Annotated in this window: 14 protein-coding genes; 6 read left to right on the top strand and 8 right to left on the bottom strand. The window is 38.6% G+C overall.

Going from position 1 to position 16688, the window contains the following annotated elements; genetic code table 11:
- Positions 1 to 140: 140 nt before the first annotated feature.
- A complete protein-coding gene (locus RCP16_RS02955) occupies positions 141 to 995 on the bottom strand; it encodes an SDR family oxidoreductase (protein ID WP_273594508.1) in 855 nt (284 codons plus the stop codon).
- 201 nt (positions 996 to 1196) lie between these two features.
- Positions 1197 to 2237, bottom strand: coding sequence for a LacI family DNA-binding transcriptional regulator (locus RCP16_RS02950; RefSeq protein ID WP_308641627.1), 1041 nt, complete (start codon positions 2235 to 2237; stop codon positions 1197 to 1199).
- A 348-nt stretch (positions 2238 to 2585) separates the two neighbouring features.
- Here RCP16_RS02950 and RCP16_RS02945 point away from each other — a divergent pair, with 348 nt between their 5' ends.
- The 6 genes from RCP16_RS02945 to RCP16_RS02920 all read left to right on the top strand — a co-directional run bounded on the left by RCP16_RS02945 (position 2586) and on the right by RCP16_RS02920 (position 10800).
- Positions 2586 to 3638 (top strand): 2,3-butanediol dehydrogenase, encoded by a 1053-nt coding sequence (locus RCP16_RS02945; RefSeq protein ID WP_069328396.1) that lies wholly within the window; start codon positions 2586 to 2588, stop codon positions 3636 to 3638.
- Between the two features lie 412 nt (positions 3639 to 4050).
- Positions 4051 to 5349 carry a hemolysin family protein gene (locus RCP16_RS02940; protein WP_069329968.1) on the top strand — a complete coding sequence of 433 codons (1299 nt, stop codon included), beginning with the start codon at positions 4051 to 4053 and terminating at the stop codon, positions 5347 to 5349.
- Positions 5350 to 5423: 74 nt separating this feature from the next.
- Positions 5424 to 6503 carry a hemolysin family protein gene (locus tag RCP16_RS02935; protein WP_308641626.1) on the top strand — a complete coding sequence of 360 codons (1080 nt, stop codon included), beginning with the start codon at positions 5424 to 5426 and terminating at the stop codon, positions 6501 to 6503.
- Between the two features lie 149 nt (positions 6504 to 6652).
- Positions 6653 to 8308 carry a DUF6138 family protein gene (locus RCP16_RS02930; RefSeq protein ID WP_308641625.1) on the top strand — a complete coding sequence of 552 codons (1656 nt, stop codon included), beginning with the start codon at positions 6653 to 6655 and terminating at the stop codon, positions 8306 to 8308.
- Between the two features lie 262 nt (positions 8309 to 8570).
- Complete coding sequence (locus tag RCP16_RS02925) at positions 8571 to 10106, top strand: methyl-accepting chemotaxis protein (protein WP_308641624.1); 1536 nt, start codon at positions 8571 to 8573, stop codon at positions 10104 to 10106.
- 148 nt (positions 10107 to 10254) lie between these two features.
- Positions 10255 to 10800, top strand: a complete 546-nt coding sequence (locus RCP16_RS02920; RefSeq protein ID WP_308641623.1) for a DUF1697 domain-containing protein — start codon at positions 10255 to 10257, stop codon at positions 10798 to 10800.
- A 40-nt stretch (positions 10801 to 10840) separates the two neighbouring features.
- On the opposite strand, the gene RCP16_RS02915 is transcribed toward RCP16_RS02920, so the two are convergent.
- From RCP16_RS02915 to RCP16_RS02890, 6 genes are all read right to left on the bottom strand, one after another.
- Entirely contained in the window at positions 10841 to 11914 is a 1074-nt protein-coding gene (locus tag RCP16_RS02915; protein ID WP_308641622.1) for a leucine-rich repeat domain-containing protein, read from the bottom strand.
- A 16-nt stretch (positions 11915 to 11930) separates the two neighbouring features.
- Positions 11931 to 12368, bottom strand: coding sequence for a DUF6678 family protein (locus RCP16_RS02910; RefSeq protein ID WP_308641621.1), 438 nt, complete (start codon positions 12366 to 12368; stop codon positions 11931 to 11933).
- A 60-nt stretch (positions 12369 to 12428) separates the two neighbouring features.
- Complete coding sequence (locus RCP16_RS02905; protein WP_308641620.1) at positions 12429 to 13232, bottom strand: hypothetical protein; 804 nt, start codon at positions 13230 to 13232, stop codon at positions 12429 to 12431.
- On the bottom strand, positions 13225 to 13935 hold the full coding sequence (locus tag RCP16_RS02900; RefSeq protein WP_273594515.1) for a DUF4274 domain-containing protein: 711 nt from the start codon (positions 13933 to 13935) through the stop codon (positions 13225 to 13227). The genes RCP16_RS02905 and RCP16_RS02900 overlap by 8 nt, the downstream gene beginning before the upstream one ends.
- Before the next feature lie 46 nt (positions 13936 to 13981).
- Positions 13982 to 14755 (bottom strand): hypothetical protein, encoded by a 774-nt coding sequence (locus RCP16_RS02895; RefSeq protein WP_308641619.1) that lies wholly within the window; start codon positions 14753 to 14755, stop codon positions 13982 to 13984.
- A 176-nt stretch (positions 14756 to 14931) separates the two neighbouring features.
- Positions 14932 to 16557, bottom strand: a complete 1626-nt coding sequence (locus tag RCP16_RS02890; RefSeq protein ID WP_308641618.1) for a DUF1593 domain-containing protein — start codon at positions 16555 to 16557, stop codon at positions 14932 to 14934.
- Between the last annotated feature and the right edge of the window lie 131 nt (positions 16558 to 16688).

Below are 16688 nucleotides of genomic sequence, written 5' to 3'. Positions count from 1 at the left end.
AGCTTGACTACTTTAGTATCTTTTAAGCTCATCTTACTTTTTTGTGTATTGTATCATAGCTATCAAAAAATAAGCCTGCTTCTACAGCATTATTCACTGTATCAGCAGACTTATGTGTTGGAATCGATTATTTATTTAAATTAGTTTTGCTTCAAAATATCACGAAATCCTTCGCTAAGTGGTGTATTCGGATGACCCAATACGTTTTGGAAATCCTGACTGTCTACAGCTAGTGAACCTTCACGAATCGCCGTCTGAATACCAACTACAAATGGAAGAGCGTCTACAGGTACGCCAGCTTCTTTCATTACTTGTTCATAAGTTGCATCATCCACTTGTTGAACAGGAATATCTTTGCCACTGACTTCAGCTAAGATGGCTGCTAATTCTTCTTGTGTTAATAATGGACCTGACAATTCATAGACTTTATTATTGTGACCTTCATGAGTTAACACATTAGCTGCTGCTTCTGCATAATCACGACGGATCGCCCAGCCTACTTTACCGGTTCCAGCAGATGTTAACCACGGAGCACCTTGTAATGCAGCTTGAATCGTACCCATTTCATTTTCCAAATACCAGTTATTGCGTAGAATAGCATAGGTGATACCTGAAGCGATTAGCGCATTTTCAGTTTGACGATGATCTTCTGTTAAAAAGAATGTACTTTCTTGAGCATTCGGTGCACTCGTATATGCGATAAAGCTAACACCTGCGGCTTTAGCGGCATCGATTGCAGCTTGTTGCTCTGCTACACGATTACCCGGCGAAGTTGAGATCATCAATAATTTATCGATACCTGCAAATGCGGAAGATAATGTCTCTGGACGAGCAAAATCGCCTTCTCTTACTTCTACACCTTGAGCGCTTAAATGCTCTGCTTTTTTCGGATCACGTACACTTGCAACGACATCACTAGCAGGAACCGTTTTTAATAATTGCTCAATAACCAGTGAACCTAATTGACCTGTAGCTCCAGTAACTAGAAATTTCATAAGCGCAACCTCCATTGTATCTCACATTATTTTTTGATCTGTAATCAACTTGCTCTATTCATCATAATCAATAACGTATGCAATTCATATTACATTCAGCAAAATAAAATAATTTGTTATCTTAAGCACAAATTCATTTATTTACTTTATGTAAGTTAGTATATTTAAAATATAAAGTTTCGTCAAGTAACCAAAATAAATTTATACATCACTAGATTTGTTGATATGAGAATAATGATGCGACGCTACACTGGATTCACGCACAATTAAACGAGGTTCAAATTCGACACGGTCATATTCAGTTCTATCAGGTGACTGAATACGTTTGAGTAATAGTTCTGCGGCTAATCTCCCTACTTCATTGCCCATAATCGAGACTGAACTGATCTGCGGAGTCGTGATCGTTGTCCATAAATTATTATCGATTCCTACAATAGCGATATCTTCAGGAACACGCACTCCTAATTCTTTGAAACGATTCACAATACCGATCGCTACCATATCATTTACAGCATAGATTGCATCAGGCATATGTTTGAGATGATAAAAATAATTCGCTGCTTGCCGTCCCGTCTCAAAGGTGAAATCTTCGCCAAAATAAACAAGTGAAGCATCGACCTGCCCCACAGATTGTTCATAAGCAAGATAACGTTCTTCAATCTTGTCTTTGGGTGCGCCTGCATAAGCAATTCGAGTACGTCCAATCTGAATGAGGTGCTCCATCACTAACTTGCCTTCTTGCTTGGCAAGGCCTACAATATCGGCTTTGAGATCAGAGCTTAGCTTTTTACTATAATTAATAACCGATATCGGGATACCTGCACGATTAATAAGACTTTCTAGTGATTTGGGATAAGCGAGTGGCATCATCACTAACCCATCTACATGAAGTTTTTTGATGTCACGTAACGTTTCCAGTTCCAGTCTGGCATTTCCCAGTGTATTGATCTGTACCACACGGTATCCATGTTGTTTTGCCGCTTGTTCAACTGCCCACGCAATATCAGGAATAATAGCGTTACGAATATCGGGTACCGCAAGCGCAATCTGACGGGTCTGACGAATTTTGAGACTTTGTGCAGAAGTATTCGGTGTAAAGCCCATTTCATCAATAATCTGTAATACCCGTGCTCTAGTCGCTTGACTGATCCCTGTACTGTTATTTAATGCCCGCGATACGGTAGCAATACCGACTCCCGCTTGCTTGGCTACATCTTCTATCGTTACTTTTTTTGAAGTCATCTTTAGATCGTCCTTCCTCATCGGAATCGTTTCCATACTCTTTTGAAATTTTTCATTAGTTACATCCATTATATCATGCAGTCTGATCTACAAGCTGTATCAAGGGATAATGCATTATCCGCATGATTCTATTTCGTTATTGAACTCTCCTTTTGATCTAATATAATCTCATATAAAGATTATTCTTATGAAAAAAGAATCTATTTTTTCAATGATTATCATCACTTTTTATCGCTAAACCATTTGACTTTATGTCAATAATGTGACATTATAATTTTCGGAAACGTTTCCTAAAATATTTTATAATTAACTTTAAAATGATATATTCAGACTAGGGAGATGACAGAAATGCAAGCATTGCGTTGGCATGGTGTTAAAGACTTAAGAGTAGAAACGATCGAAGAACCTCAAGCATCCGCAGGCAAAGTAAAAATCAAAATTGAGTGGTGTGGTATTTGTGGTAGTGATTTGCATGAATACGCAGCAGGTCCTATCTTTATTTCTCAAGGAACAAATCATCCATTAACTCATGAACAAGCCCCTGTCGTTATGGGACATGAATTTTCCGGACAAGTGGTTGAAGTGGGCGAAGGTGTAACCAAAGTGAAGGCTGGTGACCGTGTGGTCGTAGAGCCTATTTTTGCATGTGGTAAATGTACAGCTTGTAAGCAAGGTAAATATAATCTGTGCGAACATATGGGATTCTTAGGTCTTGCTGGTGGTGGCGGTGGTTTCTCCGAATATGTCGCTGCTGATGAACATATGGTTCACAAAATTCCAGATAGTGTGTCTTATGAGCAAGGTGCTCTTGTTGAACCTTCGGCTGTAGCTTTATATGCTGTACGCCAAAGTCAATTAAAAGTCGGTGATCGTGCTGTAGTATTCGGTGCAGGTCCAATTGGATTGTTAGTGATCGAAGCACTCAAAGCATCTGGTGCAGCAGAAATCTATGCTGTTGAATTATCAGAAGAACGTCGACAAACAGCTGAATCTCTAGGCGCTATTGGTCTAAATCCTGCTGAAGTAGATGTGGTTGCTGAAATTCACCGTCTAACCAATGGTGGAGCTGATGTCGCTTATGAAGTAACAGGTGTACCTGTTGTATTAACACAGGCGATTCAATCCACGAAGCTGAGCGGACAAATTATGATCGTTAGTATTTTTGAAAAAGAAGCTCCAATTCATCCGAACCAGATCGTCATGCAAGAGCGCAATATTACAGGTATTATCGGTTACCGTGATGTATTCCCTGCGGTGATTAGCTTAATGAGTCAAGGCTACTTCTCTTCTGAGAAATTAGTCACCAAACGTATCGCTTTAAATGAAATTGTAGAACAAGGATTTGAAGCATTACTAAAAGAAAAAAACCAAGTGAAAATTATGGTTTCTCCGAGTCTGTAATCGTTAAGACCTTTATAGAGTCTAATTGAGGAGAACTCATCTACTTTTATTGATATATTTCTATCTCTATTTAAATGATTGATTTTATTCATATTTTATAGACAAAGACCTCTTTTTCGTAAAGAGGTCTTTTTTGCAATAATCACCAGAAATGTGGACAAAATAAGAACCATTACCTGCTACTGTATGCTTGAGGTAAGAACATGATATAATCATAGGAATATAACAAGAGAGGGGGTAGTCCAATTGGGAAGGCGATATTGCAAATGGATCAAGTTACTCAATTAAAGCCAAGTGATGCTGTAATGAATATTCTCGATAGACTACCTGTTCTATACGGATAGCTAGCTCAACACAAATGAATAAGGCTTTTTATACTTTTGGAGGTGAATCCCTTTTTTAAGGGAAATAATTGGACATTATTACGATCATTAATTTACTTATACTTGCTGTTTTAATTGTGTTAACTGCGTTTTTTGTTGCATCTGAATTTGCTGTAGTCAAAATTCGAATGTCTCGAATCGATCAATTGATCGCAGAAGGTAACAAAAAAGCTCATTTAGCTAAAAAAGTAGCAAGCGATCTAGACTATTACCTTTCTGCTTGTCAGTTGGGGATTACAGTAACAGCACTTGGACTTGGAGCGATCGGTAAACCTGCTGTAGAACGGTTAATGTATCCTGTGTTTGATCTATTAAATGTTTCTGCTGCAACAGCTTCAATTGCTTCGTATGCGATTGCTTTTGCTTTAGTCACCTTTTTACATGTCGTTATTGGAGAAATGGCTCCCAAAACGTTGGCGATTCAATTTTCGGAAAAATTGACGTTAATGCTTGCTCCTTCTCTTTACTGGTTCGGTAAAATTATGAACCCTTTTATTTGGGCTTTGAATGGTACTTCACGCGTATTGCTTCGTTCGGTTGGTGTAAAGCCTGCTGGACATGAAGATATCTATTCTGAAAGTGAATTGAAGATTATTATGACTCAGAGTTTTCAAGGCGGCGAGATCAATCAGACCAAGCTAGATTATATGGAAAATGTGTTTTCATTTGACGAACGGGTAACCCGCGATATTATGGTTCCTCGTACTGCTCTGGTTACACTTGATCTTAATATGACAGAAGAACAGATTATTGCGACGCTGGACGAAAATTATTATACTCGTTACCCGGTGACAGAATCCGGTGATAAAGACGTGATCTTAGGCGTAGTTAATGTTAAAAAAATGTTGCCTCATATCGTGGCAGGTCGAGAACATCAATTGCAACAGTTTGTACGTACTCTTCCTTCGGTACAAGAAGCAACTCCTATTCAAGATGCGATGATTCGGATGCAAAAAGAACGTGTGCATATGGCGCTCGTTATTGATGAATATGGTGGTACTTCCGGTGTGATTACAATGGAAGATGTATTGGAAGAACTGGTTGGCGAGATTCGAGATGAATTTGATGATGATGAAGTCGCTGATATTCAACAGATCGATGACCATCAATATCTGATCAATGGACGTACATTATTGGATGAGTTAGAGAAGCAATTCGGTATGACTTTTGAAAATGATGAAGAGATTGATACGATAGGCGGTTGGATTCAGCATTATAAAGGAACCGATGTGCAAGTCGGTGAACAATTAGAAGAAGACGAATCTGTCTGGACGGTTACAGAGAAAGACCACTTACAGATCAAGCAAGTACGACTAAATAAAATATAATCAGATCGGTAGTATATCGTATATTCACAAAATTATAATCACGCGGAGGTGAATCCCTCATCTGAGGGAAATCATTGGACGGAACAATTGGTTTAAATTTATTTTTAGTAGCTGTATTTATTGGCTTAACTGCTTTTTTTGTAGGAGCAGAATTTGCTATTTTGAAAGTCAGAATGTCTCGAATTGATCAATTGATCGCCGATGGTAACAAAAAAGCAGTACTGGCGAAAAAAGTAGCCCATGAACTTGATTATTATTTGTCTGCCTGTCAGTTGGGGATTACGATTACAGCGCTAGTCTTAGGGGCGCTCGGTGAACCGACAGTTGAGAAAATATTGCATCCGTTATTTGATCAATTGAATGTACCTGCTGCGCTATCTACTGTGCTCTCGTATGTAATTGCATTATCTATTATTACATTCTTGCATGTTGTTATCGGTGAATTGGCACCCAAAACATTAGCAATTCAATTTGCGGAGAAAATGACATTATTGTTGGCACCTCCACTGTACTGGTTTGGTAAAATTATGTATCCATTTATCTATATTCTGAATAGTTCGGCAACTTTGTTACTACGTATCTTTGGCATTAAGCCTGCCGGTCATGATTCTGTATATTCTGAAGAAGAATTACGCTGGATTGTGGATCAGAGTTACGAGAGTGGCGAAATTAACAAAACCGAGCTTAGTTATTTGCAAAATATATTTACATTTGATGAGCGTACATTAGAAGAAATTATGATCCCCAAAGCTCAAATTGCCACGCTGGCGAAAGAAATGCCACTTGCAGGTATTATTGAGATATTGGATGAATATGAGTACACTCGTTATCCTGTGATCGACTTAGACGAACCCGATCATTTTATCGGATTTATCAATACCAAAGAATTATTAACGGCTGTAGCCGCAGGTCGTGATTACAAAGTCGCTGACTTTATTCACAAAATGCCCCATTTTCCATCGACTTCTTCAGTGAAAGACGTATTGATCAAAATGCAACAAAGCCGTGTGCATATGGCGATTGCTATAGATCCATCCGGTCACACTGTAGGTCTAGTGACGATGGAAGACATTTTAGAAAAAATTGTCGGTGCGATCCGTGATGAAGCAGATACTAGCGATCTTGTTTTTGAACCGAAAATGACATCATTTTAATGGCATAGTAATATAAGCAGTACCATAAAAGGTCTCTATATCTCTTAGAGACCTTTTTCTTTTGTATTCATGAGAGCCATAAGATCATTCAAACGGTACATGGTATAATAAGCAAATCATAATCAGTGATTAATCAAGGAGGTTATACTTTGAATCCACATATTGAACTTTTATTATCCGAAACATGGTCACAGATCGAGTCATTATATCTGAAGGAAAAAGAACGTATCGATGCATTCAAATCATACCATTCATTACAAGCAGGATTACGTGATTATCTCAAAGTTGGTTACCGCAAAGGAACAGCAAGCTATAAGCAAGGCTCCTTTTTTGTAGAGATTGAAGAACCTTTTTCTTGGAGCGATTCAGCCTATACATGGGAAAGTGAAGTCTCTATCGATGAACTATCTGCTACTCTACTCCAAGAAGAATATGCTCCTGCTCTGCAACAACGCCTGTATACGTTATTTATGTCCGATGAATATGGAAGTCACTTTTTTGATTATCGTTTTGAGCTTTGGTTTGAATTTGAAAATGAACAAGCCGAGCAATTGTATATACATAATGAGCAATGGATCAACACATCCAAATTAACAACATTACAACAAGCACTGGATCATTTTATAACCGATAAAGTAACTTCGGATCTGCCTGTATTACCTAAAGAAAAAGATTTATTTTTCTTTGCCAAATTAATGTTGAATAAAGATATTATCCCTACCGATGTAGAACGTGTTTCTTCTTTATTTGAGCAGCTTGATCTGAAATTATTTAATTTTAGAAGTCTGTACAGTGATTGGCAGTCTACATCTACGATGGCTTTACGTTTTTGGGCAAATGAAATCTTTTTACCTACCTATTTCGATGCTGAAAGTGAATATAACACCACATTACATCTCAAATCAGCAGAAAGTCTTCCTGCGGTAGATGAAAAAGAATTAGCATTGTTTATTTATGCTGCTTTACGTATTGGTAAACAAGATGCCGAACAACGGAAAACATATCTAGAATATGCTGTTCAATTACATTCAGAACAAGCTCAGCGTTACCTTCGTCAAGGCAGTGGCACGATAGAAAGTGAACGCAAAACCGACCTTTTTCATGGTAAAGCTAATGACATTTTACAAATGATACAGATTAAGCTTACTGCTGAAGATGAACCACATTATCGTGAAGCTTTGACCTATATCTGCGATCTTTTGCGTGCCGATTTCCCACGTGAATATGTACTGAAGTTCAGCAGTAAACAAAAGAACTTTTTACCTGTTAAAGGATTAGCTAAGTCTGCATTACATCGCTTTTTCGCTAATGCTTTGCAGTATAAAGAATTGCATCCCTTGATCGCGGAGTATGGTGAATTGGCTTTGCAAGAATTCGCATGGTATAACGATGTTGAAGCTGGCGAGAAATCGGTGATGCCTGGAACGTATGCGATATTAGGTCTAGGGCTATACAGTACCGAATATTTCCCTCTGCTTATCCGTTATATGAAACTGGTGGATACAGAACATCAATCTGCACAAGATCATTATCCAGCGGCTCTAGTAGAAGCTCACGGGATGGATGCCTCATTTGTACCTACATTAATGTCTGTACTGTTAGCTAGTAGTGAATCAGCTAAACCGATCAAAGGCTGGGGGGATGTTCTGGAAAAAGATGAGATTATTCTTGCATGGGATACTCAGCTTCAGTCCTTAGAAGATTATCAGCGTGATCAGGTATTGTATTTACTCTGTGGCAATTCCGCCAAACAAAAAGCTTTTATGCAAAAAGCAGAGCGTCTTCGTTCTTCAACCCATTCCTAATCAACTTCATATGTATATCTACCTTTTATCTGTGCTGAATTTAGCAGGATGAGAGGTATTTTTTTGTTTTTCTTATTTTTTTTATCTTAGCTATTTAAGTTTGTGTCTTAAGTTCCGATATACTGTTAGTAGTAGAACTTTTGAACTATAAATATAATCAAAAAGTATACATAAATACTAATTTTTATACATAAAAGTAGTGTACCTTTTTATTAAATAGTACTATAGTCGCTACATATACAATCATAAAGGATGGGTATAGATGACTCGCAATGATGAGATTATTTGGCAGAGAAACAAATTAGTAAGTTATATGTTGTGGGCTATTACAGCGATCAGCGCAGCATTAACCGTACTTGTACCGGATTTACTATTTTCTACATTATTATCTGTTCTAGTAACTGGCTTGATTACAGTTGCCAACTTAACTAAAAAAGGAATTCACATTATCCCCTGGGTAGTCACGGTTGCCGTCATCGCAAGTGGCATTTATGTTAGCCGTGATTCTGTAAGTACAGTGCAAGGTATTCTAGTCACTGCTCCACTATTATTATATCCAAATAGTAAACATTATAATATTTCATTTGGCGCATTATTATTGTATTACATCATCAAATTAGTCACAGGTACGCAAGCTGATCCTATGGTATTCTTCAACGATATTATCAATATTACGATGTTTATTGTTACAGGTATTATTTTGATCACGGTTTCTCGTATGAACAAAAAGCTATTTACAGCGAGTGAACAACGCCGTAATGAAGTCGAACAATCACAGACCAAAGTAGAAAATATGCTACAACATGTCAAAGAAGCCGTTAACGGTCTGACTGTATTTACCGATCAATTTAAGCAAAAAGTAATCAGTACAGGTTCTATCACTAACGAAGTTACAATGGGATTCAATGAAGTGGCTAAAGGTGTAGAATTTCAAGCTAGTAATGTCGCTGAAATCTCTGAATCGCTAGCTATTTCAGATCAACATATTCAGGACGTTGCTTCCTATTCGTTACAGATGAAAGAAGTATCTGCTCATATGGCGACTCGTACAGCGACAGGTAGCACCACAATGGAGCATCTTAATACACAGATGGTTGATCTGTATGAGAAAGTAGATACCACGGCTGAAGATATGAAAAAATTCAGTGAAGAAAGTGCATCTATGACTGTGATTTTAAATGGAATTTCTGATATCGCTCGTCAAACCAATTTGCTAGCTCTAAATGCAGCAATTGAATCGGCACGTGCAGGTGAACATGGTAAAGGATTTGCTGTGGTTTCGGATGAAGTACGTAAGCTAGCTGAACACTCCGGACAATCTGCAACCGATATTGCTTCTATTTTATCAAGCTTACAAGATCGTACCAAGACACTAACTGAGCGATTTGATCATATACGTAGTTCACTTCAAGAAGGTCGCAATGCGGTGCAGACAGCCGCAGAAGTATTCCGTCATGTGAATACCAATTCTCAACAAGTACTGACTCAAGCTACTGATATTGAAAATAGTTCAGTGACGATGAAGCAATCATCTACTAAAGTGGTCGGAGAAGTTAGCGAAATCTCAAGCCTTACCGAGCAATCTAGCGCAGCTACAGAAGAAATTCTAGCCAGTATGGAAGAACAGCATCAACTGACTCAGAATATGGTGTCTAGCTTTGGTGAGTTGGAACAACTGATCGTAAGTCTGAATACATTAATATCTGAGAGTGATCATGCGGTAGCCCCTACACCGATCTCGTCTAAAGTAGTAGCACCACAATCATCATCGGCACCATTAGCACAATTACCCGCTTAATATCTGGATACAACAAAAAAGGCTGTACTCCTTTATCAAAGGAAGTACAGCCTTTTTGACTTGAATAAATATTCTCTTGTAACCTTGAGATAACACGTTACACTATACATACATCATTATCATTTCTGATACGAAAGAGGTAGAATGTATGATCTATATTGCTTTACTACGTGGTATTAATGTAGGTGGTAACAACAAGATCAATATGAAAGCACTCCAATCTACATTTGAACAAGCAGGTATGCGTCATGTAACTACTTATATCAATTCAGGCAATATTATCTTCTCCCACTCTACTCTCACGCATAGTGAACTATCTTCTATTCTAGAGCAAGCTATAACCACAGACTTTAATTTACAGATCAAAGTTATGATTCGAGATATGCAACAAATGCAGACCGTTCTGTCACAAATACCGGAATCTTGGAGCAACGATGATCAGATGAAAAGCGATGTCTTTTTTCTCTGGGACGAGATCGATAACGAATCGATCATAGAAAAGCTTCCTCTCAAAGCTGGTATAGGCATACTGATCTATATTCCGGGAGCGATTCTATTTGCTGTTAGCCGTGAAGATGCTGCCAAGAGTCAAATGAATAAATTAGTTGGTTCCAAACTCTATCCATTGATGACCATTCGCAATGTAAATACCACTCGTAAAATAATTCAGTTGATGCAAGCTGTACAAGAGTAATCCGATTACAAAAGTTTACAATAGATTGCATCCTGATCTATTAATTCTCATATGGAAATTCAAACCACCAATGTTCATGATGGTGATCGCGTTCTTCCAGTGTATTCTTTTTGTGATAATGGTGTAATAAATGCTGAAATGTATTCATTTTTTTAGCGTTTTTCAAATGAGCATATGCTCGCTTCACTGAAGGATTTCTCATTAAGGGTTCATACGCTTCTGGTGCCATTTCCCAAGCTTCCCGATGAATAAATTCGATCAGTGCAGGTGCATATTCTAACGATTGAATATCTTTTAACCCTTTCATGCCGATCAATTCAATTTTTCGTAAACTGTGTAGTTCATCCAGAGCAGGTAATGTTGTGATATGAGGCAAAGCTTCTAAATACAAGTATTGCAAGCCTTGCATAGCAGAAATGAAATGGATATCATCTAATCCTTTAATTTGAGACAGGCGCAGGTATTTAATATGCTGTAGACGAGCGAGCCCTTCAAGCTGACGAGTACCTCCAAAATGAAGATGAAGCGACCATAATGACTTCAAGTCTGCTAGAAAATCCAAATCAGATACAGAAATCGATTGCAATACCAGTTGTTCTAATGTTCTTAATTGACCGATTACTTCGATATGCTTGTGATGACCGTCTATCGACAGGTAAGTTAGCTGTTCAAATCGTGCTAACATCTCCAGATCAGGCTTTTTGGAGGATGTGGAGCCAAGTTCTAATGACTGAAGATGGGCAGGAATCTGCGACAATAGATCAAAGCTATCGATTTGTTCACACTGTAGACTGAACTCCTTTAATTGTTGAAGTGTAGCTATCGACTGAAGATGAGCAATCTCTCCTGTGCATTCAATAGACAGCTTTGTTACAGCAGGCATATGTTCCAGACATTCAAGATCGCATACTTCATCGTAAAATCCATATATTCGCAAAGTTACATCAGAGCGCTTTGCAAACAATAGATCATTTAGATGGGTATACGTATCTGCACCAAGTGGATGATTATATTGAACAATACGGAGTTCAGACATGTGACAGAGTTCTTTTATTTCTGTTGGAGTCAATTCTTTTGTCACTTCAATAACACCTTCACGAATCTGACTGTACATAGATGTTCACCTCATCTTAATATCCTAGTTGTTCAAATTCTATGGCTGTGGCATACCCGTATATCCAGTAATCCTGTTCTTTTTTCAGATAAGGGATACGTAGTCGTTGTAATAGATTGACCCATTCTGCTTCGATATTTAACAGAGTCGGTTCGGTATACTTTCCTGTATGTTCAAGCAAACGTGGCTTTACTCTTACCCATTCGACATTGTACCAGGCTGTACTCAGACTTTCCCAGTCCCCTAGATAAAATACATCTTGCTCGAACACTAATGGATAAGGTTCTGCTTCTAAAACATACTTGTTCTGAAAAGCAGGAGGAAAACGCAGTTCAAGATAGATCGCTTCTTTGAGCTCATTCCATCTCGTATGATTCATGACAGAAGTTAGTGAACGTTGTTCCACTTCTGCGATAACTTTTTGCTTATATATCTGGTCTGGATCGGCTTTCATACAGCTATTCCTCCTTTGTCTCTTCCAATCAGTGGATGATAAGGTTCATACTTTATTCGCTTATAAATACGTTCCAAAATAATAATGGAGCATAGAGGAAGAGTACCGATCTTCACCTTGCCATATAGCCACCGAATTGAAGTCGCCAGAACCTCCGCGTAATTTGCGTGGTGTATCTAAAGGAACCAACAACCCTGCATAACCCCATATTTCCATTATCACATCACGTTCATGTTTATTAGCAGGAAAAAGGTCTTTCCAGCGTTTTTCTAATTTGCGTGCGCCTTCATCTTCATTACATTCCTCTATCGCTTGTATCATTTGCTGTAGTATAGCTATATCCTCCGGGGTCACAGTGATGGCAGTATGATCCTGCTCCATAAATAATTTTAGATCCAACCAGCAATACAGCAAGTGATTCAGACGAATTCCACCCCATTTGATCCGTTCAAAATTCAATACATTGATATCTACATCTGTATACTGATCATCTGACATGAGTCGATTAAAATTACAATCTCCACAACTGCTCGTATTCGCATGTACAGCACGTCTTTCTTCATAGGTATGTAGGGGTAGGTTGACGGTTAATGCCCAGCTAGACAAGATACTACGCCCATGTGTTTGACGTGTAGAAAGACTATGTAAAAAAGCTTGCATTACCTGCTCTTTAGTAATCACTTCTTGATGCCATCGGTGTATATCTTGAATGATAGCATCATGAGTGATCGATAGCCGATCAAACATCGTTCCCTGGCTTTTGGCATACTCAAATTCTTCACCTGTAAAAGACGTAGGAGCTGATTTCCATCCTTGTGCTGACCAATATGTTTCTAGTAAAATCTTTTTCGCTTTTTTATCCATTGTGTTCTCCTTTACATTCTTGATCTAATAACAGAGCCAGTTCTTTCCAGCGTGGATATTCTTCATTTTCAGCCAGCTCCTGATCTTCTTTTGCTAACCAGTAGTCTGCTTCTAGTAGTTCGTACATATCTAACTTGGTAATATACAGACATAACGGATGCCTGACAACTGCTAACATTGGTTCTGGACCATCATCCCAATTATATTGATTGACTACAGCATGCAATATCACAGAAGAATCGAGTTGTTCAATTCCTCTACATGCTACCGCCATATCTTCTTCATACAAAATGGCATCGAGCTGTTGCTCTTCTTGTTCAAGCAAAACAGATCGTACCGACCCTACTGTATCCAGTAACATATCAGCAATACCCGGATGATGTTGACGTGCAAAATTCCACGGTGTCGCTAAAATACCCTGCTCTGAATCTAACTGTACTTCTGCTTGAATCAAGGCGGTTATCACAGCAGTTTGTTTGAATTTAATTGCTTTTTTTAGAGCGGTATGTCCAAGTTTATCCTTCCTTTCCAGATCGGGTTGTTGCTCTAATAGAAGCTGAATAGCATCCAAAGAGGAGCGATTGGTAATCAATAACATTAGCGGAGTTCGACCGCGTTCATCTTGCTGATTAATATCTAACGTCTGTACTGCTTGACGAAGCTGTTCCATATCTTGAAGTTTTATAATTTCTTGCCAATTCAATGTAATATGCCTCCCTTGATGTAATGAACGATTTCTATATATACATCTATAGAACAACCGAATTGACAGCAGCTTGAGCGCATTGAAGTAGCGCTGTATATAACTGTCCGGAAAGATCCCGATATTGTTGCTCTAACTGATGACTATGCGCGCTATTTGCTGGATCATCATTCCATGATCCCATTCCTCCGAATACCCATGCTTTGTATACGGCATTCAGTAGAAGATACGCTTCTTCGGAATAGACTTCAGGTAATTCAAATGTAAGCTTAGGCGCATTCGTAGCATCCGTTAACATCACAATAGCGGGATCAAAAAAGTTCACTTGCCAGAACCTCTGATCTATCTGCTCCGCAAAATCAGAAATTTGTTGTAGTGCATGTTGTAAATGATCTATATATTCACTTAATGGCTTAAATGCATGTTGTGATTGTTTGCTCGCTTCATAAGGTTCTGCTGTATAGGATACGTCCCATGTGACTTTAGCAGGAAGCCGATGAACTTGCCAACTCGGTCGCCATAATGTATCTAGAGCGGTTCCTATCGTTCTGATTCCTATCGGCGTCCCTCCACCTGCGAACCCGCTACTTTGCCAGGATGAAGATGGTGCAGGGCTACTGACTAGCATCAAGCGCTGATACCCTGTTTCTCGTAAATACTCTAGCCATTTGATCCATGTCCAGCTTTGTTCTTGATACTTAAATTGAACATGTATACTTTCATGTTGGGTCAGCTCAGGATGAGTAGCATCAGTTCCTCGTATTAAATACGCATTGCCTAATGCTGTAATCAATAATTGTTGATGCAATTCACCATTCATACCGCATCTCCTTCTATCATTAATGATCTTAAAGTCGTTATATATATACACTTAATGCCATTTAAACATGCAAATGATTCTAAATTATTGATCTGTATATTACGGCTGGAAAGGTATATTATCGCACAGAATAAGCCCACGATAAACGTGGGCTTGGTCATACTGATCAAATCATTTTATTGTACTGTAATAATCACACGCTGATAATGTTTGAGTTGGTGTTTGCCATGATCTTGTACTTCACCAATGATATGAATCGTATCGCCTGATTGGGCATCTGTTGGAACGGTGAAGCTTACCGTATTTGTATCTTTACCTGTTAAAGCAATGGTATCTACTTGTTCACCTGTCGCTAATTGTTGATGAAGTCCAAGCTGTAGATCGCCTGCCATATTCGGTTCTACTTTTTCTGGTGTCCCTTTGAAGTCTTGATACGTATCAGCTTCAAAATATCTCCACCATTGGTATGTCAATTTATCGCCATCAGGGTCTGTTCCTTCGGCATGTAACGTCATCGCTTGCCCCGGCGTAGCTGTAAGGTCTAATCCTTCTTTAATCGTTAATGTAGGATTATGATTCGCGTCTGCATATTGATCCGCTATAGCCCAATCTGCACGAGCTGCAAAATCATTTTGAATATCATCAAACCAGCGCATTAATGAATATTCAGCTTCATATTGCTTAGTATAGATATCATAATCAAGAACGGTGTTGCGGTACAACGTATCACTTACTTGTCCAAATCGACCACCCCATCCTCCATAGCTAGGATCTTCCATACTACGTAGACCATTATCGATTAGATAGAAGAACGAAGGAGAATCCCCTTCTGAAATAAAATCGTACTTTTTGTACTGTGGATTTTTGGCTAGATACTCTGCACTACCACGTTGTTCTTCTGCAACTTCCCCATCGATCATTTTGCCATCGCCCATCAGTGCATACATATCCAGCAATGTACCATGATCTTTTTGAATATGTTCAACATTCCATGCCCCTTGCAATTTATCATTCACTTTATCGGTATGCATTTTCCAAGCATACGCAAAATGCCAGAAATTCGATTGGTCATTAATAATACGAATGTTGGGCCACTTTTTGGCAATATAATTGTTATAGCTATCATCTTGATCCAAAATAATATACAAGACTAACTTATCGCTCACTTTTTTCTGAATATCTGCCCACTCCGCTGTATCTTTATATTTCTCTTCAATCGATTGGAGTGCTCTTGCTGTCGTATTGGTTCCACCCCATGTCTGTACATATAGATCGCGCTCATCATCGTCTAAAAATAACTGTTCTAGAAATGTAGAACCTTCGGTTACTTTTTTCATTTCGCCTTTATCTGAAATATTACCGATCTTGGTCACACTGCGAATATAGTCAGGAGTAGGATAACCTTCTGCCTGTTGACTTAAGTTCGGATAAATCTCTTCATAAGCATCCGTCATATCCGATACCCACTGTGTTCCTGTCCAGCGGAAAGGCTTAATTCCTGCTTGTTTGTCTCCTGCATAATGATACATAGAACTGGTTAATACAACGCCTTCCAGATCCATTTCATTCGCATAGAGCAAAAAGCGAATGACCGAGTTCATATCATCCACTTCACCATCGGTAGTGATGACTGTTCGAGCTTTAGACGATTGATTTGGGGCAGGGGTAGCGACTGTAGTCTGTGTATCTGAATTCGTCTGCTGCTTGGTTCCTGCTTGAGGTTGTGCTTGAGTACAAGCCGTTAATATCCATACACATAGTAGACTAACTATTCCCACTTTGAGCCATTTTTCTTTTTTCATGATAAGTCCCCTTTTCTCATTGCTAATCAGATTAAGATGACTGAGAACGAAAAAAAACCTAAATATATGTAGCACCCCATACGTGTGGGTGATACATATACTTAGGTTTTGCCTGCATTATCAGTCACAAT

Source organism: Paenibacillus nuruki, from assembly GCF_963311185.1.
GTDB classification, from domain to species: Bacteria; Bacillota; Bacilli; order Paenibacillales; family Paenibacillaceae; genus Saccharibacillus; species Saccharibacillus nuruki.
The sequence above is the reverse complement of the archived record's forward strand: the minus strand, read 5'-3'. Positions and strand labels throughout refer to the sequence as shown.